General features: G+C 61.1%; 19 protein-coding genes. 2 read left to right on the top strand and 17 right to left on the bottom strand.

All coding sequences use genetic code 11. The features are described from left to right. Nucleotides 1-33: 33 nt before the first annotated feature. From J3A98_RS25445 to J3A98_RS25405, 9 genes are all read right to left on the bottom strand, one after another. The gene (locus J3A98_RS25445; protein WP_209969288.1) at nt 34-615 is read right to left on the bottom strand and encodes an alpha/beta hydrolase; all 582 of its coding nucleotides are present in this window, start codon (nt 613-615) and stop codon (nt 34-36) included. Between the two features lie 209 nt (nt 616-824). Further along, on the bottom strand, nt 825-1,814 hold the full coding sequence (locus J3A98_RS25440; RefSeq protein ID WP_003248965.1) for a sulfate ABC transporter ATP-binding protein: 990 nt from the start codon (nt 1,812-1,814) through the stop codon (nt 825-827). Nucleotides 1,815-1,817: 3 nt separating this feature from the next. Continuing rightward, on the bottom strand, nt 1,818-2,690 hold the full coding sequence (gene cysW / locus J3A98_RS25435) for a sulfate ABC transporter permease subunit CysW (RefSeq protein WP_176682804.1): 873 nt from the start codon (nt 2,688-2,690) through the stop codon (nt 1,818-1,820). A gap of 11 nt (nt 2,691-2,701) precedes the next feature. Then, complete coding sequence (cysT, locus tag J3A98_RS25430) at nt 2,702-3,520, bottom strand: sulfate ABC transporter permease subunit CysT (protein WP_010955699.1); 819 nt, start codon at nt 3,518-3,520, stop codon at nt 2,702-2,704. Between the two features lie 185 nt (nt 3,521-3,705). Next, nucleotides 3,706-4,713, bottom strand: a complete 1,008-nt coding sequence (locus J3A98_RS25425; RefSeq protein WP_101196385.1) for a sulfate ABC transporter substrate-binding protein — start codon at nt 4,711-4,713, stop codon at nt 3,706-3,708. 50 nt (nt 4,714-4,763) lie between these two features. After that, nucleotides 4,764-4,946 (bottom strand): sulfur starvation response protein OscA, encoded by a 183-nt coding sequence (oscA, locus tag J3A98_RS25420; RefSeq protein WP_021783559.1) that lies wholly within the window; start codon nt 4,944-4,946, stop codon nt 4,764-4,766. Nucleotides 4,947-5,180: 234 nt separating this feature from the next. After that, nucleotides 5,181-8,234, bottom strand: coding sequence for an efflux RND transporter permease subunit (locus tag J3A98_RS25415; RefSeq protein ID WP_209969284.1), 3,054 nt, complete (start codon nt 8,232-8,234; stop codon nt 5,181-5,183). Beyond that, the gene (locus tag J3A98_RS25410) at nt 8,231-9,298 is read right to left on the bottom strand and encodes an efflux RND transporter periplasmic adaptor subunit (RefSeq protein WP_209969282.1); all 1,068 of its coding nucleotides are present in this window, start codon (nt 9,296-9,298) and stop codon (nt 8,231-8,233) included. The genes J3A98_RS25415 and J3A98_RS25410 overlap by 4 nt, the downstream gene beginning before the upstream one ends. Then, nucleotides 9,295-10,383 carry an efflux RND transporter periplasmic adaptor subunit gene (locus tag J3A98_RS25405; RefSeq protein WP_209969279.1) on the bottom strand — a complete coding sequence of 363 codons (1,089 nt, stop codon included), beginning with the start codon at nt 10,381-10,383 and terminating at the stop codon, nt 9,295-9,297. Before J3A98_RS25405 ends, J3A98_RS25410 begins: the two co-directional genes overlap by 4 nt. Before the next feature lie 314 nt (nt 10,384-10,697). Between J3A98_RS25405 and J3A98_RS25400 the strand changes: the two genes are divergently transcribed. Continuing rightward, a complete protein-coding gene (locus J3A98_RS25400) occupies nt 10,698-11,153 on the top strand; it encodes a transposase (protein WP_209969275.1) in 456 nt (151 codons plus the stop codon). Between the two features lie 149 nt (nt 11,154-11,302). Here the strand turns inward: J3A98_RS25400 and J3A98_RS25395 are convergent, their stop codons facing one another. The 7 genes from J3A98_RS25395 to J3A98_RS25365 form a co-directional block, all read right to left on the bottom strand. After that, nucleotides 11,303-12,196: an ABC transporter permease subunit gene (locus J3A98_RS25395; protein WP_209969271.1), complete on the bottom strand. Its 894-nt coding sequence runs from the start codon at nt 12,194-12,196 to the stop codon at nt 11,303-11,305. Continuing rightward, nucleotides 12,193-13,113 (bottom strand): ABC transporter permease subunit, encoded by a 921-nt coding sequence (locus J3A98_RS25390; RefSeq protein ID WP_176682810.1) that lies wholly within the window; start codon nt 13,111-13,113, stop codon nt 12,193-12,195. Before J3A98_RS25390 ends, J3A98_RS25395 begins: the two co-directional genes overlap by 4 nt. Further along, the gene (potA, locus tag J3A98_RS25385) at nt 13,110-14,252 is read right to left on the bottom strand and encodes a polyamine ABC transporter ATP-binding protein (protein ID WP_021783552.1); all 1,143 of its coding nucleotides are present in this window, start codon (nt 14,250-14,252) and stop codon (nt 13,110-13,112) included. The genes J3A98_RS25390 and potA overlap by 4 nt, the downstream gene beginning before the upstream one ends. A gap of 72 nt (nt 14,253-14,324) precedes the next feature. Next, nucleotides 14,325-15,419 carry a polyamine ABC transporter substrate-binding protein gene (locus J3A98_RS25380; protein ID WP_209969268.1) on the bottom strand — a complete coding sequence of 365 codons (1,095 nt, stop codon included), beginning with the start codon at nt 15,417-15,419 and terminating at the stop codon, nt 14,325-14,327. Nucleotides 15,420-15,575: 156 nt separating this feature from the next. After that, a complete protein-coding gene (locus J3A98_RS25375) occupies nt 15,576-16,673 on the bottom strand; it encodes a polyamine ABC transporter substrate-binding protein (protein WP_209969265.1) in 1,098 nt (365 codons plus the stop codon). A gap of 168 nt (nt 16,674-16,841) precedes the next feature. Next, nucleotides 16,842-18,203: an aspartate aminotransferase family protein gene (locus J3A98_RS25370; RefSeq protein ID WP_209969262.1), complete on the bottom strand. Its 1,362-nt coding sequence runs from the start codon at nt 18,201-18,203 to the stop codon at nt 16,842-16,844. A gap of 48 nt (nt 18,204-18,251) precedes the next feature. After that, the gene (locus J3A98_RS25365) at nt 18,252-19,610 is read right to left on the bottom strand and encodes a glutamine synthetase family protein (protein WP_003253727.1); all 1,359 of its coding nucleotides are present in this window, start codon (nt 19,608-19,610) and stop codon (nt 18,252-18,254) included. A gap of 574 nt (nt 19,611-20,184) precedes the next feature. Here J3A98_RS25365 and J3A98_RS25360 point away from each other — a divergent pair. Next, nucleotides 20,185-21,561, top strand: a complete 1,377-nt coding sequence (locus J3A98_RS25360) for a glutamine synthetase family protein (RefSeq protein WP_021783548.1) — start codon at nt 20,185-20,187, stop codon at nt 21,559-21,561. Between the two features lie 153 nt (nt 21,562-21,714). Here J3A98_RS25360 and argA read toward each other — a convergent pair whose 3' ends face one another. Then, nucleotides 21,715-23,013, bottom strand: coding sequence for an amino-acid N-acetyltransferase (gene argA / locus J3A98_RS25355; protein ID WP_176682814.1), 1,299 nt, complete (start codon nt 23,011-23,013; stop codon nt 21,715-21,717). Between the last annotated feature and the right edge of the window lie 60 nt (nt 23,014-23,073).

Raw genomic sequence — 23,073 nt, 5'->3', positions numbered from 1 at the left:
AGGCGTCAGGCAAAGGGTGAACAGTGAGGGCGATCAGGCGCGGAGCAGTGCGCGCTGCTCGATCCGGCTCTGCAAGCGATACAGGTAGGCGAAGCCTTGTTCCCAGCGCTCATGACCGGACTTGACGTTGATGTGCCCGGCATTGCTCAGCAACCCTGCTTCGGCGCCCCATGCCTGGGCCAGGTACAGCGCCCTCGGCACGCTCACGGCCGGGTCGTTGTCCGAGCTGACGACCTGGTTGGGAAACGGCAGCACCTCGGTAGGGATCGGCGCAAAGTTGCGCAGCACTGGCGCGCAGGTGGGCCGTTCGACATCTGCCGGCGCCACCAGCAGTGCACCACGCACCTGCCGTAGCAAGGCCGGGCTTGCCTGCGCAGCCCAATGGGCGACAGTGATGCAACCGAGGCTGTGGGCAATCAAGATCACCGGCGAGCGCTCGGCGGCAATCGCCTGCTCCAGCGCGTGCACCCAGTCCTGCCGCTGCGGGGTAAGCCAGTCTTCCTGTTCGACCCGTGCACTGTTGGGCAGGGTGCGTTGCCAGTGACTCTGCCAATGGTTGTCTGGCGACCCTTGCCAGCCCGGCACAATCAGGTAGCGAATCGAGTCATTGCGCATGGGGACGCCTCCAGTAAGTTTGCGTGCTTGGAGACAAGTATAGGGAAGGCGACATATACGTAAAGGAATAAGAAAATATTTGATAATTCCTTAATAGAATAAACAACACACTGCAGTCGCTCTCGCGTAAAGGCCTGCATAACCGCCCCATCCACCTTTCAGGTAAAAAAACCCGGGACCATGCCCGGGTTCTCTTATCCTTGTGCGACTCAGATATCCGCCACCTTCTGCCACACCTTCGGCCGGAAGAATAACGTTTCCCCCCGCGCCAACCCGGTCAGGCTGTCATGGTCTTTCACCACCTCGGCCTCGATCAGCTCGCTCTGCCCTTCCACCTTCAAGGTCACCCGCGTGGTTGCGCCCAACGGCCGAATGTCGCGCACCTCGGCCGCATGGTGTCCTTCGGTCTCGTGCCGCGACAGCGACACCTCGTGCGGGCGAAACAGCACGTGATGCCCTTCGCTCAAGGCCAGGCGGTTGGAGTCACCGAGGAAGTGGTAGACGAAATCATTGGCCGGCTGATCGTATACCTCACCTGGCGAGCCGATCTGCTCGATCACGCCCTTGTTCATCACCACGATGCGGTCGGCTACTTCCATGGCTTCTTCCTGGTCGTGGGTAACGAACACCGACGTCAGGTTGATATCCTCGTGCAGCCGCGCCAGCCAGCGACGCAACTCCTTGCGCACCTTGGCATCCAGCGCACCGAATGGCTCGTCCAGCAGCAGTACCTTCGGCTCCACCGCCAGGGCGCGGGCCAGGGCGATACGCTGACGCTGTCCACCGGAAAGCTGCTCGGGATAGCGGTCGGACAACCAGTCCAGTTGCACCATATTCAGCAACTCATGCACCTTCTCGGCAATCTTGCTCTCACTCGGGCGCTCGCCCTTGGGCTTCATGCGCAGGCCGAAGGCGACGTTGTCGAACACGCTCATGTGGCGGAACAGCGCGTAGTGCTGGAACACGAACCCGACGTTACGGTCACGCACGTCATGGCCGGAAACGTCCTCGCCATGGAACACGATGTTGCCTTGGTCCGGGGTTTCCAGGCCGGCAATGATGCGCAGCAGGGTGGTCTTGCCGCAGCCGGACGGGCCGAGCAAAGCCACCAGCTCGCCGCTGTTGATGTCCAGGTTGATAGCGTTCAGGGCCTGGAAACTGTTGAAGCGCTTGCTGACGTTACGAACTTCGATCGACATGAATCATTCCTCCGCGGCGCTGTGGCGCAGGCGGTTAATACGGTTCTCGCTCCACTGCTTGAGCAGCAGGATGAAGAGCGCCAGGATCAGCAACAGGCTGGCCACGCTGAAGGCCGCGACGTGGTTGTACTCGTTGTAGAGGATCTCCACATGCAGCGGCAAGGTGTTGGTCACGCCACGGATATGGCCCGACACCACCGACACCGCGCCGAATTCGCCCATGGCCCTCGCGGTACACAGCACCACGCCATAAATCAGGCCCCATTTGATGTTCGGCAGGGTGACGTGCCAGAACATCTGCCAGCCGTTGGCACCGAGCAGCCGTGCAGCCTCCTCCTCTTGCGTGCCCTGCTCCTGCATCAGCGGGATCAGCTCACGGGCCACGAATGGTACGGTAACGAAAATGGTCGCCAGGACAATGCCCGGCAGGGCGAACACGATCTGGATATCGTGGTCCTGCAGCCACGGCCCGAACAGGCCTTGTGCGCCGAACATCAGCACGTAGACCAAGCCGGCGATCACGGGCGAGACCGAGAACGGCAGGTCGATCAGGGTGACCAGGATGCTCTTGCCACGGAAGGTGTACTTGCTCACGCACCAGGCGGCGCTCACGCCAAATACCAGGTTGAGCGGCACCGAGATAACCACGGCGAGCAGGGTTAGCTTCAGCGCCGACAACGCATCGGGTTCGAAAATCGCCTCGAAGAAGGTGCCAAAACCGTTCTTCAGCGCCTGGGATACCACGATCACCAGCGGCAGCAGCAGGAACAGGGTGAAGACCAGCCAGCCAAGGCCGATCAGGATACGCCGCGCCGTGGCACTGCCACGGCGGGCGGCGTTGGCTGCGGCACTTGCACTCAGGGATGAACTGGACATGCCGGCCTCCTTCAAGGGGTTTCGATGCGGCGCTGCAGCAGGTTGATCAGCAGCAGCAGGATGAAGGAAACCACCAGCATCAGCACGCCGATGGCGGTCGCGCCGGTGTAGTCGTACTGGTCGAGCTTGACCATGATCAGCAGCGGCAGGATCTCGGTCTTCATCGGCATGTTGCCGGCAATGAAGATCACCGAACCGTACTCGCCTACGCCACGGGCGAAGGCCAGGGCGAAGCCGGTGAGCCATGCCGGCAGCAGGGCCGGTGCCAGGATGTGGCGGAACACCTGCAGTGGTTTGGCCCCCAGGCAGGCTGCAGCCTCTTCCACTTCACGCGGGATGTCAGCCAGTACCGGCTGCACCGTGCGCACCACGAACGGCAAGGTCACGAAGGTCAGTGCCAGGGTGATGCCCAGCGGGGTGTAGGCGATCTTGAAGCCCAGGTCGGTGGCGAACTGGCCGACCCAGCCCTGCGGCGCGTACAGGGCCGTCAGGGCGATACCGGCAACCGCGGTGGGCAAGGCGAACGGCAGGTCGATCATGGCATCGATGATCTTGCGTCCGGGGAAGGTGTAGCGCACCAGCACCCAGGCCAGCAGGGTACCGATCACACCGTTGATGATGGCGGCGAACAGGGCGGTGCCGAAACTCAGCTTGAGCGCGGCGATCACCCGCGGCGCACTGATGATGTTCCAGAACTGCTCGAAGGTCAGCTGCGAGGCATGAATGAACATGGCCGCCAGCGGTATCAGCACGATCAGGCTGAGGTACACCAAGGTGTAGCCCAGCGTCAGCCCGAAGCCGGGTATGACGGGGGAGATACGACGCGACATAAATATCCCTGGTTGAACGCACTCAGCCCGGAAACAATCCCGGGCCGGTGCAAGCTTTTGAATGCTGGGGCTGCTTGGCAGCCCATTCGCGACACAAGGCCGCTCCCACAGGGGATCATGGTTCCTTGTGGAGGCGACCTTGTGCCACGAATGGGCCGCAACGCGGCTCCGCTTTCCTTTGGCCCTTACTGTGCCTGATAGATCTGGTCGAACACACCGCCATCATTGAAGAATTTCGGTTGTGCAGCCTTCCACCCACCAAAGTCCTTGTCGATGGTCACCAGGTCCAGTTTCGGGAACTGCTTGCCGAACTCCGCAGCGACTTTCTCGTCACGCGGGCGGTAGAAGTTCTCGGCGGCAATTTTCTGCCCGGCCGGGCTGTACAGGTGCTTGAGGTATTCGGTGGCAATCTCGGTATTGCCCTTGCGCTCGGCGTTCTTGTCGACCACGGCCACTGGCGGCTCGGCCAGGATCGACAGCGACGGCACGACAATGTCGAACTTGTCGGCACCACCGTCTTCCTTCAGGGCCAGGAAGGCCTCGTTTTCCCAGGCCAGCAACACGTCGCCCTGGCCATTGTTGACGAAGGTGATGGTCGAACCACGGGCGCCGGTATCCAGCACCGGTACATGCTTGAACAACTCCTGCACATAGGCCTTGGCCTTCTCTTCGCTACCGCCGGCCTTCAGGCCGTAGGCCCACGCCGCGAGGAAGTTCCAGCGCGCACCGCCAGAGGTTTTCGGGTTCGGGGTGATGACCGAGACGTCCTTCTTGATCAGGTCGCCCCAGTCCTTGATGCCTTTCGGGTTGCCCTTGCGCACCAGGAACACGATGGTCGAGGTGTACGGGGTGCTGGCGTCAGGCAGGCGGGTCTGCCAGTTCTCGGGCAAGGTCTTGCCAAGCTTGGCCACTTCGTCGATGTCACCGGCCAGGGCCAGGGTCACCACGTCGGCGCGCAGGCCGTCGATCACCGCACGGGCCTGCTTGCCCGACCCCCCATGGGATTGCTGGATTTTCACCTTGTCACCCGGGTGGGCCTGTTGCCAGTGTTTGATGAACTCGGCGTTGTACTGCTGGTAAAGCTCACGGGTCGGGTCGTAGGACACGTTGAGCAGTTCGTAGTCCTTGGCGATGGCGGAACCGGCAAAAACAGCGCTGGCCAGGGCGGCGAGCGCATAACGGCGGATGGACATGGTGAAGCTCCCGATTGGCATTTTTCCAGTTTTGGATGTTGCACCGCAGATCAGCCGGGCTTGTTGCCGGGCTGTTGCAGGCGGAACTTCTCCTTGCGCTCGATCTGCACAACCTGAGCGTTGTGCACGGTGATCTCCACCGCACCGAAACGCAGGTCGCGCAAGGCGCTCTGAATTTCACGCAAGAGGGTGGCTTCGTCCTGGCCGTCGATGCTGCGCAGAGATGCACTCATGCTCGTTCTCCTTGGAGTGAGGGCGCCGGGCAGAGGTTTGAAGGGGGGTTGCGCCTGGCTTGAGGGCAATAGTAGTGAGGCGCAGTTATTCTTAAAAATACTGTTTAAGAATTTTTATATAACCTTTTTAAAGCACACATCCCCTTGTAGGAGCGGGTTTACCCGCGAATGCGGTAGTCGATGCACCATCGCATTCGCGGGTAAACCCGCTCCTACAAGGGGCCATATGGGCCTTCAGGAGTGTTTCTGCGGCTCGCGAATCTTGTACCAGGCCACGTACAGCGCCGGCAGGAACAGCAGCGTCAGCAAGGTCGCCACGATGATCCCGCCAATCATGGCGTAGGCCATGGGGCCCCAGAAAACCTCGCGGGCAATCGGGATCATGCCCAGGCTCGCCGCCGCCGCCGTCAGCAGGATCGGCCGGCGCCGGTGGTTGGTGGCCTCCACCACCGCATTCCACGGCGACAGGCCGTGGGCTTCGAACTCGTCTATCTGGGTCACCAGAATCACCGAGTTACGAATGATGATGCCCGCCAGCGCAAGGATGCCGAGGATCGCCACGAAGCCCATCGGCGTCCCCGTGGGCACCAACGCCAGCACTACACCAATCAGGCCCAGCGGCGCCACGCTGACCACCAGGAACAGCTTCTGCACGCTGTGCAACTGGATCATCAGGAAGGTCGCCATCAGGAACAGCATCAGTGGGATGACCTTGGCGATCGGCCCCTGGGCCTTGCTGCTTTCTTCAACCGTACCACCCGTGGCCACTTCGTAACCGACCGGCAGCTTGCTGGCGAACTCGTCAATTTTCGGCTTCAACTGGGCCACCAGGTCGGTGGGCTGGATGTCGCCGTTGACCGAGGCCTTGATGGTGATGGTTGGCTTGCGGTCGCGTCGCCATACCAGTGGCTGCTCCAGCTCGTAGCGCACGGTGGCGAACGACAGCAGTGGGATCGAGGTGCCGTTAGGGGTAAGAATTTGCAGGTTCTGCAGAGTATCAGGCGAGCCACGCTCGCTGTCTTCGGCGCGGGCGACCACATCGACCAGGTAGATGTTGTCGTTGACCTGGGTGATCTGCACGCCACTGACGATGCTGTTCATCACATTGGCAACATCTTCGGACGACAGGCCCAGCTGGCGTGCCTTGTCCTGTGCAATTTCCACGCGCAGCACCTTACCCGGCTCGTTCCAGTCGTAGATCATCTCGCCGATGTGCTCGTTCTGGTCGAGCAAGGTGGCCAGCTCAATGGCGTGTTTGCGTACTTGGTCGATGTCGGCACCGCTGACCCGGTACTGGATCGGCCGGCCCACTGGCGGGCCCATCTCCAGCGATTGCACGTTGGTGCCGACACCGACGAATTCTTCATGCAGGATCTTCTGCAGGCGGTCCATCAAGGCCTGACGCTCTTCGAAGCCCTTGCTGACAATCACCAGCTGCGCGTAGTACGGGTTCTGCAACTGCTGATCGAGGGGCAGGTAGAAGCGGATCGCGCCTTGGCCAATGTAGGTACTCCAGTGCACCAGGTCCGGGTCGTCCTTGATCCGCGCCTCGAAGCGGTCGACCACCTTGCGCGTCTCCTCGATCGAAGCGTTCTGCGGCAGGTTGAGGTCGACGAGAATTTCCGGGCGGTCCGAGGACGGGAAAAACTGGTTCTGCACAAAACGCATGCAGAAGATCGACAGGGCGAACAGCACCACAGTGCCGATGATGGTCAACCAGCGGTTGCGCATGCACCACAGCAACCCGCCTTCAAATGCCCGCCCGACCCGGCCAGGCTCAGCCTCGTGGGCCTTGAGCTTGTCGCTTTTGAGAATATGCACCCCAAGCACCGGCGCGAAGAAAACCGCCACCACCCACGACACGATCAGGGCCACGGCGATCACCGCGAACAGGGTGAACGTGTATTCACCCGCAGAGCTGGCGTTGAGGCCGATAGGCACGAACCCGGCCACGGTCACCAAGGTGCCGGTAAGCATGGGGAAGGCTGTGGAGGTGTAGGCGAACGTCGCCGCCTGCTCCTTGCTTTCGCCCATCTCCAGCCGCGTGACCATTACCTCCACGGTAATCATCGCATCGTCCACCAGCAGGCCAAGCGCAATGATCAGCGCGCCCAGCGAAATCCGCTGCATGGTGATGCCGCTGTACTCCATGAACACGAACACCATGGCCAGCACCAGCGGGATCGAGCAGGCCACCACCAGCCCGGCGCGCACGCCAAGACTGACAAAACTCACGGCCAGCACGATCACCACCGCCTCGAACAACGCGCTGGTGAAACCGCCGACCGCCTGCTTGACCACCACGGCCTGGTCAGAAACGGTGTGTACACCGACACCCACCGGCAGGTCCTGGACCACCTGGTCCATGCGCTTTTTCAACGCCGCACCGAACACTTGGATGTTACCGCCGGCCTTCATGCCGATGGCGAGGCCAATGGCTGTCTGGCCGTTGTAACGGAACATTGGCGAAGGCGGGTCGACGTAGCCGCGCTCGATGTCGGCGATATCGGCCAGGCGGAAGAAGCGGTCGTTGATCCTCAAATTGACGGTTTGCAGGTCTTTTTCCGAGGCAAACTGCCCGGACGTACGCACCGAGATGCGCTCCGGGCCGGCCTCGATCATGCCGGCCGGCGTCACCGCATTCTGCGCTTGAAGTGCCTGCATCACCTGGCGCTGATCAATGCCCAGGGCTGCCAGCTTGCGGGTGGAGAAATTCAGGTACAGCACTTCGTCCTGAGTGCCGACCAGCTCGATCTTGCCGATGTTGGGTACATCGCGGACCTCGGCCCGTGCCTGTTCCACGTAGTCCCGCAGTTGGCGCAGGGTCAGGCCGTCAGCGGTAAAGGCATAGATCGAGCCGAATACATCACCGAATTCGTCGTTGAAGCCCGGCCCCTGAATACCGGCGGGAAATTCGCCACGAATATCCTGGATCTTCTTGCGCACCTGGTACCAGATATCCGGAATGTCCTTGGCCTTGGTGGTATCGCGAAGGTACACGTAGACCGTGGACTCGCCGGGGCGGGTGTAGCTTTTGGTGTAGTCGAGCGAGTCGAGTTCTTCGAGCTTCTTCTCGATGCGGTCGGTAACCTGGTACAGGGTTTCGTCCTGGGTCGCACCGGGCCAGCGGGTCTGGATGACCATGGTCTTGATGGTGAACGACGGGTCTTCCTCGCGGCCCAGGTTGAAGTAGGAAAAAATCCCCATCAACAGGCTAACGAACATCAGGTACCAGACGAACGATTGATGCTTGAGTGCCCAGTCGGACAGGTTGAAGCTTCCTTTCATTGCGCATCCTCGTCGAAGGTGACCTTCTGGCCAGGCTTGAGGCTGTTGACGCCGGCGGTGACCACGCGTTCACCGGGCTGCACGCCGGAGCTCAGTACGATGCTGTCAGCGGTGCGGTCGATCAGCGCCACGTCACGGGTGGCCACGGTCTTGTGCTGCGTATCGATCACCCACACCTGGGTCTTGCCGTCACGCTCAAGCAAGGCACTCAAGGGCAGTTCGCTGCGTGGGGACACTTCCGAGCTAAGGGTCACACTGATGGAGGTGCCGAGGTGGAAGGCCGCCGGTGTGCTGGTCAGGGTCAGGCGAGCACGGCGGGTACGGGTGGTGGCATCAGCCTGGGGCTCCAGTTCGCGCAGGCTCGCTGTGGTGTTGATGGTCGGGTCCAGTTGCGAGGCAACAGTGAAGGTCAGGTCTTTGCTCAACTGCTCGGCCAGATCGATCGGCAGGTCGATGACTGCTTCCTTCACGTCCGGCCGGGCCAGGGTCACCACGGCTTGACCAGCGGTTACAGTTTGCCCGGCTTCGGCCTGCCACGCGGTAATCACGGCAGCGTGGTCGGAACGCAGGGTGCTGTAGTCGAGCTGGTCACGGGCCTGGCTGACAGCGGAGCGCGCCTGCTCCAACGCTGCGCTGGTGGTTTTCAGGTTGGTCTGGGCGATATCCAGCTGTGCCTGGGCGCCAACCCCACGGTCATACAACTGCTGCTGGCGACGGGCATCGGCCTGGGCGTTGATCCACTGTGCCTGCACCTTGGCCAGATCGCCTTCGGCAGCGCGCAGCTGGTTTTGCTGGTCGGTCGGGTCCAGGGTGGCCAAGGTGTCGCCCGGTTTCACCTGGGCCCCGACGTCCAGCCAGCGCCGGGCAATACGCCCGGAAACCCGGAAGCCCAAAGTGCTTTCGAAGCGCGCCTGGATACTGCCGGCGAAGCGCCCCAGCTGCGACTGCACCTGAGGTTCCACCTTGACCGACAGCACTGGCCGGATCGCCTCTGGTGCCTCTTCTTCGCTACTGCAACCAACCAGCAGCACACCGGCCGACAGCATCAGCAGCAGACGCTTCATAGCTCACCCCCTGGGGCCTTGGCGTCGACTTTCTGCACCTGCATGCCGGGGTGCAGCAACTGGCCACCGTTGACCACCACGGTCTCACCGCCTTTCAGGCCGCTGGCGATCACGATCTTGCCGGTGAGGTAACGGCGGATCTCGACTTTGCGCAATTCCACCTTGTCGCCCTCGCCCACCACCCACACGGCAGGCTCATGCAGGGCCTTGGTCAGCGCCGACCAAGGCAGCTCGACGCTGGGCCGGCCCTGGGCATTGGTGGTGGCAGTAACCGGTGCCCCCAACTGCATCCCGGGCGGCACGTCCTTGAGCCCCACCTTGACCTGCACGGTGCCGCTTTGCGCGGACACGGTGGGGGTGATTTCTCGCACGAAGCCACGGGCCTGGACCTTGGGATCGTCCAGCAGGCTCACGACTACCCCGGCATCGCTGGGCGGTGCCACCAACAAGGATTCATAAACGTTGAACACCGCATCGCGGTCGCCATCGACGGCCAGGCTGAAGATCGGCATGGTCGCCTGCACCACCTGGCCAACCTCGGCCTGGCGCTCGGTGATTACCCCGGCAGCCTCGGAGACCAGTGCGGTGTAGCTGAGTTGCTCGTTGGCATTGGCCAGTTGCGCCTGGGCGGCCTTGAGCGCGCTCTGGTTGCTGCGCAGCGCGGCCTCGGCAGCATCGTATTCGCTCTGGCTGGTGTAGCCCTTGGGCAGCAGTTTTTGCTGGCGCACGAAGGCTGCGCTGGTCTGGGTGACCCGCGCCTGCGCGGCGAACACTTCGGCCTTGGCCGAGTCGACATTGTTCTGCAGGTCTTTCGGGTCGAGCCGGGCCAGCACCTGGTTGGCCTTCACGTGATCGCCCACGTCGACGCTACGCGAAATGATCTTGCCGCCGACGCGGAATGACAAATCGGTCTGCACCCGCGCCTGTACGTCGCCGGTCAGGGTGACCCTGGCAGCGAAATCGGTGGGTTGTACCTGCTGCACACCCACCCGAGGCAGTGTCTCGGGGACCTCTTCCTTGCTACAGCCGGTGAGCATGTACAACAACCCCAGACAGACGACCGACAGCGGAGGCATCAACGCCATGCTGGCTCCTTGCTTGCGCACAAATGATTTGTGGGATGCGACTGTGAGCGTAGTTCAGGGTTCGATAAACATCACTGGCGGTGGCCATGCTGGCATTTCTGGTGGCTGTGGGGGCCTCTTCGCGGGCTCGCCCGCTCCCACAGAGAGAGCGCTCTATTTGAGACTTGCGCGGTATCTGTGGGAGCGGGCGTGCCCGCGAAGAGGCCCCACAGCCATGTATCAGTGTCTGCCATATCCAGAAACCATCAGTCATCTGCCACCCCCGCTCCAACCGCTACCTTTCACAGGGAGGTTCAACTTCAAGGAAGATCAATATGCCGTTAGCCGAATCCCACCGACTGCGCCGTGGGCGCTTCTCCGAGCCTGGCAGGCTCTACATGCTGACCACCATCACGCATCAACGCAAACCACTGTTCAAGAACTTCCACCACGCCCGTCTAGTGGTCAAACACCTTCGGGTCTCCAATGACATTCAGGATTGCCAATCGTTGGCCTGGGTAGTGATGCCGGACCATCTTCATTGGCTGATTGAGCTGAAAGAAGTGACATTAGGAACGCTGATGCGCAAGTTCAAATCACGCACAGCGATTGCCTTGCGCAAGGCCGGTGTCGGGCACAAGCCGATATGGCAACCGGGCTACCAGGACCATGCGCTGCGGCGGGAAGAGCGTGTGGTTCATGTCGCCCGGTACATTGTTGCCAATCCCTTGAGAGCTGGATTGGTCAGAAGTATCAGGGACTATCCACATTGGGATGCGGTATGGCTTTGAATCAGTGCTGGAGCCTTCGCGGGCATGCCCGCTCCCACAGGGCTCACCACAACCTTGAAAACTCTGATACCCCTACCCCACAGGGGTCAGCACAACCCTGAAGGCTGTGAGGTCCCTGTGGGAGCGGGCGTGCCCGCGAAAGGGCCGGGTCAGGCCGACGCAGCCACCTGCGCCGGGCGCTTGACCTGCGGCTGAGAAGCGTTGGCCGCAGCCCCCTCTTCGATCGCCTGCTGAATCGCCTTGCGACGACGCTCTTCGGCCTGGCGGCTGAAGTACCAGACGAAGAAGGTCACCAGCGATACCGACAGCAAAATCAGGCTGGCCACGGCGTTGATCTCCGGTTTCACACCCAGGCGCACCGCCGAGAACACTTCCATTGGCAAGGTGGTAGAACCCGGACCGGACACGAAGCTGGCCAGTACCAGATCGTCCAGCGACAGGGCGAACGACATCATGCCGCCCGCCGCCAGCGACGGCGCGATCATCGGGATGGTGATCAGGAAGAACACCTTCCACGGCTTGGCACCCAGGTCCATCGCCGCTTCTTCGATCGACAGGTCCAGTTCACGCAGGCGAGCCGACACCACCACCGCCACATAGGCCGCACAGAACGTGGTGTGGGCAATCCAGATGGTGACGACACCACGCTCCTGGGGCCAGCCGATCGACTGCGCCATGGCCACGAACAGCAGCAACAGCGACAGACCGGTGATCACTTCGGGCATTACCAGCGGCGCAGTGACCAGGCCACCGAACAGCGTGCGGCCCTTGAAGCGGGTGACACGGGTCAGCACGAAGGCTGCCAGGGTACCCAGCGCCACCGCTGCCACCGCCGTATAGCAGGCGATTTCCAGCGAGCGCATCACCGAACCCATCAGCTGGGTGTTGTCGAGCAGGCCGACGTACCACTTGATCGACCAGCCCCCCCACACCGTCACCAGCTTGGAGGCGTTGAACGAGTAGATCACCAGGATCAGCATCGGCAGGTAGATGAACAGCAAGCCGAGCACCAGCATCAGCTTGGAGAAACTGAAGCGTTTCATGCGCGGCCCTCCATCTCTTTGGCCTGGCTACGGTTGAACAGCAGGATCGGCACGATCAGGATCGCCAGCATTACCACCGCCAGGGCAGATGCCACCGGCCAGTCACGGTTGTTGAAGAACTCCTGCCACAGCACTTTACCGATCATCAGGGTTTCCGGACCGCCCAGCAGTTCCGGGATCACGAACTCGCCCACCACCGGAATGAACACCAGCATGCAGCCGGCGATGATGCCGTTTTTCGACAGCGGTACCGTGATCTTCCAGAAGCTGTTGAAGGTGCTCGAACCCAGGTCGGATGCAGCTTCGAGCAGGCTCGGGTCATGCTTCACCAGGTTGGCGAACAACGGCAGGATCATGAACGGCAGGTACGAATAGACCACGCCGATGTATACCGCCAGGTTGGTGTTGAGGATCTGCAACGGCTGGTCGATCAACCCGGTCCACAGCAGGAAACCGTTGAGCAGGCCGTTGTTGCTGAGGATACCCATCCAGGCATAGACGCGGATCAGGATCGCGGTCCAGGTGGGCATCATGATCAGCAACAGCAGGACCGTCTGGGTCTCCTTCTTGGCATTGGCAATGGAGTAGGCCATCGGGAAGCCGATCAGCAGGCACAGCAGGGTGCTGAAGAAGGCCATCTTCAACGAACCCAGGTAGGCCGCAAGGTACAGATCATCCTCGGTCAACAGCCCGTAGTTGGCCAGGTTGAGGACCAGTTGGACCTTGTCTTCGACGTAGGTGTAGATCTCGGTATACGGCGGAATTGCCACATCAGCTTCGGCAAAACTGATCTTCAGGACGATGAAGAACGGCAGCATGAAGAACAGGAACAGCCAGATGAACGGCACGCCGATCACCAGATGCCGCCCCTCCGGGACCAGACGCTGGAAGGCTCGCTTGAGCTTGCGCAGTTTCATGACCGCAGTACCACGCCGCTATCGTCTTCCCACCATACGTACACTTCATCGCCCCAGGTAGGACGGGCACCCTGGCGCTCGGCGTTGGCGACGAACGACTGGACGACCTTGCCGCTCGGCAGTTCCACATAGAACACAGAGTGGCCACCCAGGTAGGCGATATCGTGCACCTTGCCGCGCGACCAGTTGTGCTCGAACTCGGGCTGCTTGGTGGTTACCAGCAGTTTCTCCGGGCGCAGGGCGTAGGTGATGTGCTTGTCTTCAACCGAAGTGGTGATGCCGTGGCCCACGTAGATCTTGCGCTCCAGCTCCGGGCTGGCAATGATCGCGTAGCCTTCGGCGTCATCGACCACGTCACCTTCGAACAGGTTGACGTTACCGATGAACTCGCACACCAGGCGGCTGGTAGGTGTCTCGTAGATGTCCACTGGCGAGCCGATCTGGGCGATCCAGCCCAGGTGCATGATGGCGATGCGCTGGGCCATGGTCATGGCCTCTTCCTGGTCGTGGGTCACCATCACGCAGGTCACACCCACGCGCTCGATGATCTCGACCAGCTCCAGCTGCATCTGCGAACGCAGTTTCTTGTCCAGTGCCCCCATTGGCTCGTCGAGCAGCAACAGCTTGGGGCGCTTGGCCAGCGAGCGGGCCAACGCCACACGCTGACGCTGGCCGCCCGACAACTGGTGCGGCTTGCGCTTGGCGTACTGGGTCATGTGCACCAGCTTGAGCATCTCGGCCACGCGCGCATCGATCTCGGCCTTGGGCAGCTTGTCCTGCTGCAGGCCGAAGGCGATGTTCTGTGCCACGGTCATGTGCGGGAACAGTGCGTAGGACTGGAACATCATGTTGATCGGCCGCTCGTAGGGCGGCATGTCGGTGATGTCGACGCCATCGAGGAAGATCCGACCTTCGCTAGGGCGCTCGAAGCCGGCCAGCATGCGCAGCAAGGTAGACTTGCCGGAACCGGAGCCACCCAGCAAGGCGAAGATCTCACCCTTGCGAATTTCCAGGGACACATCGTCCACGGCTACCGTTTCGTCGAACTTTTTCGTGACCCGGTCGATCTTGACCAGCACCTGCTTGGGTTGCTGGTCACCCTCGAGGGCTTTTTTATAGGCACCGGAGGCAACTGCCATGAGTGAAACTCCCAACAAGATTTTTGTGCCCGCGCGGCCAGACCTGCAGAGGCCGCCGCGGGTCTGGATTTTTTACTTGCCCGACTTGACCTTGGTCCAGCTACGGGTCATCAGCCGTTGCACCTTGGGTGGCAACTCTGAGTTCACGAACATCTTGTTCAGCACTTCCTGCGGTGGGTAAACCGCAGCGTCAGTCCTCACGGCCTGGTCCATCAGGTCGCCAGCCTTGGGGTTCGGGTTGGCGTAACCGACGTAATCACTGACCTGGGCGATAACCTCAGGTTTCAGCAAATAGTTGATGAAGGCATGCGCCTCTTTGACGTTCTTGGCGTCCTTGGGGATCGCCAGCACGTCGAACCAGAGGTTGCCGCCTTCCTTGGGAATGGCGTAGGCCAGGTTCACGCCCTTCTTCGCTTCTTCAGCGCGGGCCTTGGCCTGGAACACATCGCCCGAGAAACCTGCCGCGACGCAGATGTCGCCGTTGGCCAGGTCGGTGATGTACTTGGACGAGTGGAAGTAGGTCACGTACGGGCGCACCGCCAGCAGCTTCTGCTCGGCCTTGGCGTAATCCTTGGGGTCGGTGCTGTTCGGATTGAGGCCCATGTAGTTGAGCACCGCTGGCAGCATTTCGTCCGCCGAGTCGAGGAAGGCCACACCGCACTTGGAGAGCTTCTTCATGTTTTCGGGCTCGAACAGCACGGCCCAGGAGTCGATGGTATCCACGCCCAGCGCAGCCTTGACCTTGTCGACGTTGTAACCGATGCCGTTGGTGCCCCACAGATAAGGCACCGCGTACTGGTTACCCGGGTCGTTCTTTTCCAGGCGCTTCATCAATGCCGGGTCGAGGTTGGAATAATTGGGCAGCAGGTTCTTGTCGAGCTTCTGGAACGCGCCCGCCTTGATCTGCTTGCCGAGGAAATGGTTGGACGGCACCACCACGTCATAACCGGTGTTACCGGCCAGCAGCTTGCCTTCCAGGGTTTCATTGGAGTCGAACACGTCTTGCACAGGCTTGATGCCCGTGGCGCTCTCGAAGTCCGCGAGTGTGGTCGGGCCGATGTAGTCGGACCAGTTATAGAAGTGCACCGTCGGCGCCGCTTGGACGCTGCATGCCAGCGTCAGGCCCGCGCCGGCCATCAAGGCCTTGCGGAATACAGAAATAGACAAGTGGGGGTCCTCACAATCAGTGCCTGGGTAGCGACAATGCTGCCGCACACGCAAAACCGGCGCGCAACTTAACTTCGCAGCTTCGATGCCGCAATCATCATTTACCTTTCTATGGCTCTGGGCCGGGAAACCCGGCCCAGAGCTGTCGCATCAGGCTTACTTGCCCGACTTGATCTTCGTCCAGCTGCGGGTGATCACTCGCTGCACAGAAGCGTCAGGCGCAGCGATCGCGTACAGCTGCTTCTTCACTTCGGCAGGCGGGTAGATGCTCGGGTCGCTGGTGATGTCTTTGTCCACGAACTGGGTAGCAGCAGCGTTACCGTTCGGGAAGCGCACGGCGTTGGTGATTTCAGCCATGATTTCCGGCTGCATCAGGAAGTTCATGAACTGGTAGGCAGCGTCTTTATGCTCGGCATCTTTCGGGATGGCGACCATGTCGTAGAAGGTACCGGCACCTTCCTTCGGAATGACGTAGTCCACTTTGACCTTGTCGCCCGCTTCATGGGCACGGGCCTTGGACTGCTCCAGGTCACCCGAGTAACCGACGGCTACACAGATGTTGCCGTTGGCCATGTCGCCAATGTACTTGGACGAGTGGAAGTAGGTAATCGAAGGACGGATCTTGAGGAACAGGTCTTCGGCGGCCTTCAGGTCTTCTTTCTTGGTGCTGTCGGTCGGCTTGCCGAGGTAGTGCAGCGCAGCCGGGAGCATTTCGGTCGGGGCGTCGAGGAAGCTCACGCCGCAGCTCTTGAGCTTGGCGATGTTCTCAGGCTTGAACACCACGTCCCACGAGTCGATCTTGTCCACGCCCAGCGCAGCCTTGACCTTCTCCGGGTTGTAGCCGATGCCGATCGAGCCCCACATATAAGGGAAGGCATGCTTGTTGCCCTTGTCGCTGGCATCGCCAACGGCCTTGAGCAGGTCGGGGTCGAGGTTTTTCCAGTTCGGCAGTTTCGAACGGTCCAGTTCCTCGTACACACCCGCCTTGATCTGCTTGGCCAGGAAGTTGTTCGACGGCACGACGATGTCATAGCCCGACTTGCCTGCCAGCAGCTTGGCTTCCAGGGTTTCGTTGCTGTCGAAGACGTCGTACTTGACCTTGATACCCGTCTGTTTCTCGAACTTGGCGATGGTGTCCGGAGCGATGTAGTCCGACCAGTTATAGACGTTCAACACTTTGTCTTCAGCCTGAACAGCGGAGGCCATGGCGCCCATCAGGGCGGCGGCCAGCAACGTTTTGCCCATTTTATTCATGCGTAATGCTCCAGAATTTTTATTTAGCAACTGTCCAGCAGCCAGAACCCACGGTGCAGAGCGTGCGGCGACTGAAACAGCCGCTAGTCTGGCAAGTTACAAGGCCCTGTATCAAGGAAAGCAGGGCCATGTAACGGCTTAATGTCACAACGCTAGCCTAGCAAACGCTTATCGAATCGCCTCAAGGGTAAGATCCAGGCACTTGCGTGCCTTTTCCACCAGTTCGTCGATCTCCGCATGGCTGATTACCAGCGGCGGCGCGATGATCATGGTGTCACCCACCGCACGCATGATCAGGCCGTTCTCGAAGCAGAAGGTGCGACAGATCATGCCCACGCCTTTGCCCTCGTAACGGCTGCGGGTGGCCTTGTCCTTGACCAGCTCGATCGCACCCAGCATGCCCAGGCCGCGCACTTCACCCACCAGAGGATGGTCCTGCAGCTCGCGCAAACGCTTTTGCAAATACGGTGCCGCATCTGTGCGCGCCTTCTCGACAATTTTCTCGTCACGCAGGATGCGCAGGTTTTCCAGGCCCACCGCGGCCGCCACGGGGTGGCCGGAGTAGGTGAAACCGTGGTTGAAGTCGCCGCCTTCGCTGATCACCTTGGCCACGGTGTCACGCACGATCACACCGCCCATGGGGATGTAACCAGAGGTCAGGCCTTTCGCGATGGTCATCAGGTCGGGCTTGAGGTCGTAATAGTCCGAACCGAACCACTCGCCGGTACGGCCGAAGCCGCAGATCACCTCGTCGGCGACGAACAGGATGTCGTACTTGGCGAGGATCTCCTTCACCTTCGGCCAGTAGGTTTCCGGCGGTATGATCACGCCACCTGCGCCCTGGATCGGCTCGGCGATGAAGGCAGCGACGTTGTCTTCGCCGACTTCGAGGATCTTCTTCTCCAACTGCTCGGCGGCCCATACACCGAATTCGTCAGGGGTCATGTCGCCGCCCTCGCCGAACCAGTAAGGCTGAGGGATGTGTACGATGCCCGGGATCGGCAAGCCACCCTGCTCGTGCATGCCGCTCATGCCACCCAGGCAAGCACCGGCGAAGGTGGAGCCGTGGTAACCGTTGATACGACCGATGATGGTCTGCTTGTGCGGTTTGCCCTTCAGCGCCCAGTAGTGACGCACCATGCGCAGCACTGTGTCGTTGCCTTCGGAGCCGGAGCCGGTGAAGAACACATGGGTCATACCTTTCGGCGCCACATCGGTGATCGCCTTGGCCAGCTCGAGCGCAGGTGGGTGAGCGGTCTGGAAGAACAGGTTGTAGTACGGCAGCTCGCGCATCTGTTTTTCTGCCGCCTGCACCAGCTCTTCACGGCCGTAGCCGACCGCCACGCACCATAGACCGGCCATGCCGTCGAGGATCTTGTGCCCCTCGCTATCCCACAAATGCACACCCTGGGCCTTGGTGATGATGCGCGGCCCCTTCTCCTTCAGTTGCTTGTAGTCACTGAAGGGTGCGAGGTGATGCTCCCCGCTCAGGGTTTGCCATTCACGGGTTTGCGGGTTGTTGACGCTCATGTGCTTCTCCGTTATTGGACCGCCGCGCTCCTGCGGCACCAGGGTTGATCAGACAGCGAACAGCAGGAACTCACGCTCCCAGGAACTGATGACGCGCTTGAAGTTTTCGTGCTCGGCGCGCTTGGTGGCGACATATCCGGTAATGAATTTCTTGCCGAGGTACTGCACCAGCGCACGGCTGTTTTCCATGCGTTCCAGGGCGTCTTCGATGGTCAGGGGCAGGCGCAGGTTGCGGCGTTCGTAACCACGGCCCTGCACTGGCGCGCTGGCCTCGATACCTTCGACCATGCCGATGTAGCCACACAGCAGGCTGGCGGCGATGGCCAGGTAAGGGTTGGCGTCGGCGCCCGGCAGGCGGTTTTCGACGCGCCGGCTTTGCGGGCCGGCATCCGGTACGCGCAGGCCGACGGTGCGGTTTTCTTCGCCCCACTCCACGTTCACCGGCGCCGAGGTGTCGGGCAGGAAGCGGCGGAACGAGTTGACGTTGGGCGCGAACAGCGGCAACGCCTCGGGGATGAACTTCTGCAGGCCGCCAATGTGGTTGAGGAACAGCTCGCTCATGCTGCCGTCTTCATTGCTGAAGATGTTCTTGCCGGTCGCCACGTCGACCACGCTCTGGTGAAGGTGCATGGCACTGCCCGGCTCGCCGGTCATCGGTTTGGCCATGAAGGTGGCGGCCACGTTGTGCTTGAGCGCCGCCTCGCGCATGGTGCGCTTGAACACCAGGATCTGGTCGGCCAGGTGCAGGGCGTCGCCGTGACGGAAGTTGATTTCCATCTGCGCCGTGCCGTCTTCGTGGATCAGCGTGTCGAGGTCCAGTTGCTGCAGCTCGCACCAGTCGTAGACGTCTTCGAACAGCGGGTCGAATTCGTTGGCCGCTTCGATCGAGAACGACTGACGGCCGGTTTCCGGGCGACCGGAACGGCCAACCGGGGGCTGCAGCGGAAAGTCCGGGTCCTCGCTGCGCTTGGTCAGATAGAACTCCATCTCGGGGGCGACGATCGGCTGCCAGCCCTTGTCGGCGTAAAGCTTGAGCACTTTTTTCAGCACGTTGCGCGGCGACAGTTCGACCGGGTTGCCCTTCTTGTCGTAGGTGTCGTGAATGACCTGCGCGGTCGGCTCGATGGCCCACGGCACGAGGAACACGGCGTTCTCGTCAGGGCGGCAGATCATGTCGATGTCTGCCGGGTCGAGCAGTTCGTAATAGATGTCGTCGTCGACGTAGTCACCGGTCACGGTCTGCAGCAGTACGCTCTCGGGCAGCCGCATGCCTTTCTCGGCGATGAATTTGTTGGTTGGCGAAATCTTGCCGCGCGTGATGCCGGTCAGGTCGCTGATCATGCATTCGACTTCGGTGATCTTGTGCTCTTTCAACCAATCGGTGAGCTGGTCGAGGTTGTTACTCATAAATACCTCAGGAGGTAAGGTGGTCCACGACTTGATTCTGGATGGAGTAGATTGCTAAAGCAAAAACCCACGCGCAGAGCCACAGTGGATACACTGAAATCAGCTGTGTCCGTAATGAGTTCAAAAGGCAGGAAGACGAAGCGAAGGGCGGCAAGCCGCTGCGAGGACCGGTCCGGGAACGCGAAACGTCAATTATTGCGGCCAGGGCGACCACGCCATTGACGAAGCCTGCAAAAACGACGGAAGTACCCGATGGCACTGCACAGGCAGTGCTTTCAGGTCGCGGCAAGCGGACCATGTGACCCTCGTATTATTGTGTTCTGGGTTGAGACCGAGCTTAGCCTTGTTCATTTTTTTACACAACACCTCCGTAAAAAATAAAACACGGCGTACCGGAGATAGCCCTTTACGCAGGAAATAGCGGATAATGGTTTGCCCCGATATGCAGCAAATCTGCCGTAGATGTGCCATTTCAGGGCATCATGGGGTTGGCTTGACATCAGTATCTCTTTTCGATTGACTGGTCTTGCAAGCCCCCCTTGATTGATATTTTTAACAACAAAGGTGTTGCATCATGTCGGTACCCCCGCGTGCCGTTCAGCTTAACGAAGCGAACGCGTTCCTTAAGGAACATCCTGAGGTTCTCTACGTTGACCTTCTGATTGCAGATATGAATGGTGTGGTGCGTGGCAAGCGCATTGAGCGCACCAGCCTCCACAAGGTTTACGAGAAAGGCATCAACCTGCCTGCTTCCCTCTTCGCCCTGGACATCAACGGCTCCACCGTCGAAAGCACCGGGCTGGGCCTGGACATCGGCGATGCTGACCGCATCTGCTATCCCATTCCCGATACGCTCTGTAACGAGCCGTGGCAAAAACGCCCCACCGCCCAGTTGCTGATGACCATGCACGAGCTGGAAGGCGAGCCGTTCTTCGCCGACCCGCGCGAAGTGCTGCGTCAGGTGGTGACCAAGTTCGACGAACTGGGCCTGACTATCTGCGCCGCATTCGAACTGGAGTTCTACCTGATCGACCAGGAGAACGTGAACGGCCGCCCGCAGCCACCCCGCTCGCCAATTTCGGGCAAGCGCCCACAGTCGACCCAGGTGTACCTGATCGACGACCTCGACGAGTATGCCGACTGCCTGCAGGACATCCTCGAAGGCGCGAAAGAACAAGGCATCCCGGCCGACGCCATCGTCAAGGAAAGCGCTCCGGCGCAGTTCGAAGTCAACCTGCACCACGTGGCCGACCCGCTCAAGGCCTGCGACTACGCGGTACTGCTCAAGCGGTTGATCAAGAACATCGCCTACGACCATGAAATGGACACCACCTTCATGGCCAAGCCCTACCCGGGCCAGGCAGGCAACGGCCTGCACGTGCACATTTCCGTGCTGGACAAAGATGGCAACAACATCTTCACCAGCGAGGATCCCGAGCAGAACGCCGCGCTACGTCACGCTGTCGGCGGTGTGCTCGAGACCCTGCCCGCGTCCATGGCATTCCTTTGCCCGAACGTCAACTCGTACCGCCGCTTTGGCGCGCAGTTCTACGTGCCGAACGCGCCGAGCTGGGGCCTGGACAACCGCACCGTGGCGCTGCGCGTGCCAACGGGCTCCGCGGACGCCGTGCGCATCGAGCACCGCGTGGCCGGTGCCGACGCCAACCCGTACCTGATGATGGCTGCGGTGCTGGCGGGCGTGCACCACGGCCTGACCAACAAGGTCGAGCCGGGCGAGCCGATCGAAGGCAACTCGTACGAGCAGCTGGAGCAGAGCCTGCCGAACAACCTGCGCGATGCCCTGCGCGAGCTGGACGACAGCGAGATCCTGAACAAGTACATCGATCCGAAGTACATCGACATCTTTGTCGCGTGCAAGGAAAGCGAGCTGGAAGAGTTCGAGCACTCGATCTCCGACCTCGAGTACAACTGGTACCTGCATACCGTGTAAACGAAAACGCCGCCCCTCAAGGGCGGCGTTTTTTGTTTGAGACCGGTGTCGCCTGCTTCGCGGGCACGCCCGCTCCCACAGGTAAGCCATAGGATTCAGCCCTCGAAATTACCCTGTGGGAGCGGGCGAGCCCGCGAAGAGGGCGGCCCAGGCTTACAGGGGCTTCTCGAAAATCTTCGAATTGCGCTGGTAGTTGTACAGCGAAGCCCGCGCCGCCGGCAGCCGCTCCACGCCACTCGGTGCAAAGCCGCGCTCGCGGAACCAGTGCGCCGTGCGCGTAGTCAGCACGAACAAAGTACTCAAGCCCATCTGCCGTGCCCGGCTCTCGATCCGTTCCAGCAGCTCGTCCCCACGCCCGCCATGGCGGTACTCCGGGTTCACCGCCAGGCAAGCCAGCTCCCCGGCCTCGGAATCGGCAATCGGGTACAGCGCCGCACAGGCGATAATCATGCCCTCGCGCTCGACCACGCTGAACTGCTCGATCTCTCGCTCCAGCACTTCGCGCGAACGGCGCACCAGGATGCCCTGCTCTTCCAGCGGGCTGATCAACTCCAGCAAGCCACCCACATCCTCGATAGTCGCCTCGCGCACCACTTCGAACTGTTCCTGCGACACCAGCGTACCGCCACCGCCACGGGTGAACAGCTCGGTGAGCAGCGCGCCGTCCTCGGCATAGCTGACGATATGGCTGCGCGCCACACCGCCTTTGCAGGCCTCGGCCGCAGCATCCAGCAGTTCGCCCTGGTAGTCGCTGCCAAGACGCTGCAGATGCGGGGTAACCTGCTGCGGGCGCAGTTCGCGCACCAGTCTACCGTCGGCGTCCAGCAGGCCCGGCTCGGCGCCGAACAGCAGTAATTTGTCGGCGCCCAGTTCGATGGCCGCGCGGGTAGCCACGTCTTCACAGGCCAGGTTGAAAATTTCCCCGGTAGGCGAGTAGCCCAAGGGCGACAACAGCACGATGGAGCGCTCGTCGAGCAGGCGGCTGATGCCCTTGCGGTCGACCCGGCGCACTTCGCCAGTGTGGTGGTAGTCCACGCCTTCGAGCACACCGATCGGCCGCGCGGTGACCAGGTTGCCGGACGCCACGCGCAGGCGCGAGCCCTGCATGGGCGAAGCGGCGATGTCCATCGACAGCCGCGCTTCAATGGCCAGGCGCAGGGCGCCGACGGCATCGATCACGCAATCCAGGGTAGCCGCATCAGTAATACGCATGCCCCGGTGGTAGTGCGGGGTCAGGCCGCGATCGGCCAGCCGGCTTTCGATCTGCGGGCGCGAACCATGCACCAGCACCAGCCGCACGCCGAGGCTGTGCAGCAGCACCAGGTCGTGGACGATGTTGCCGAAATTAGGGTGTTCCACCCCATCGCCAGGGAGCATGACCACGAAGGTGCAGTCGCGATGGGCATTGATATAGGGGGATGCATGACGCAGCCAGTTGACGTAATCGGGCATGACAGAGCCTGTGGATAAGTGGACGGAGAACGGCGATGCAGGGGGCGTTCAGGATCATCG

The organism is Pseudomonas sp. BP6 (assembly GCF_017875935.1).
In the GTDB taxonomy this organism is placed as follows: domain Bacteria; phylum Pseudomonadota; class Gammaproteobacteria; order Pseudomonadales; family Pseudomonadaceae; genus Aquipseudomonas; species Aquipseudomonas putida_Y.
Note: the sequence above shows the minus strand (reverse complement) of the source record. Positions and strands in the feature narration are given on the sequence as shown.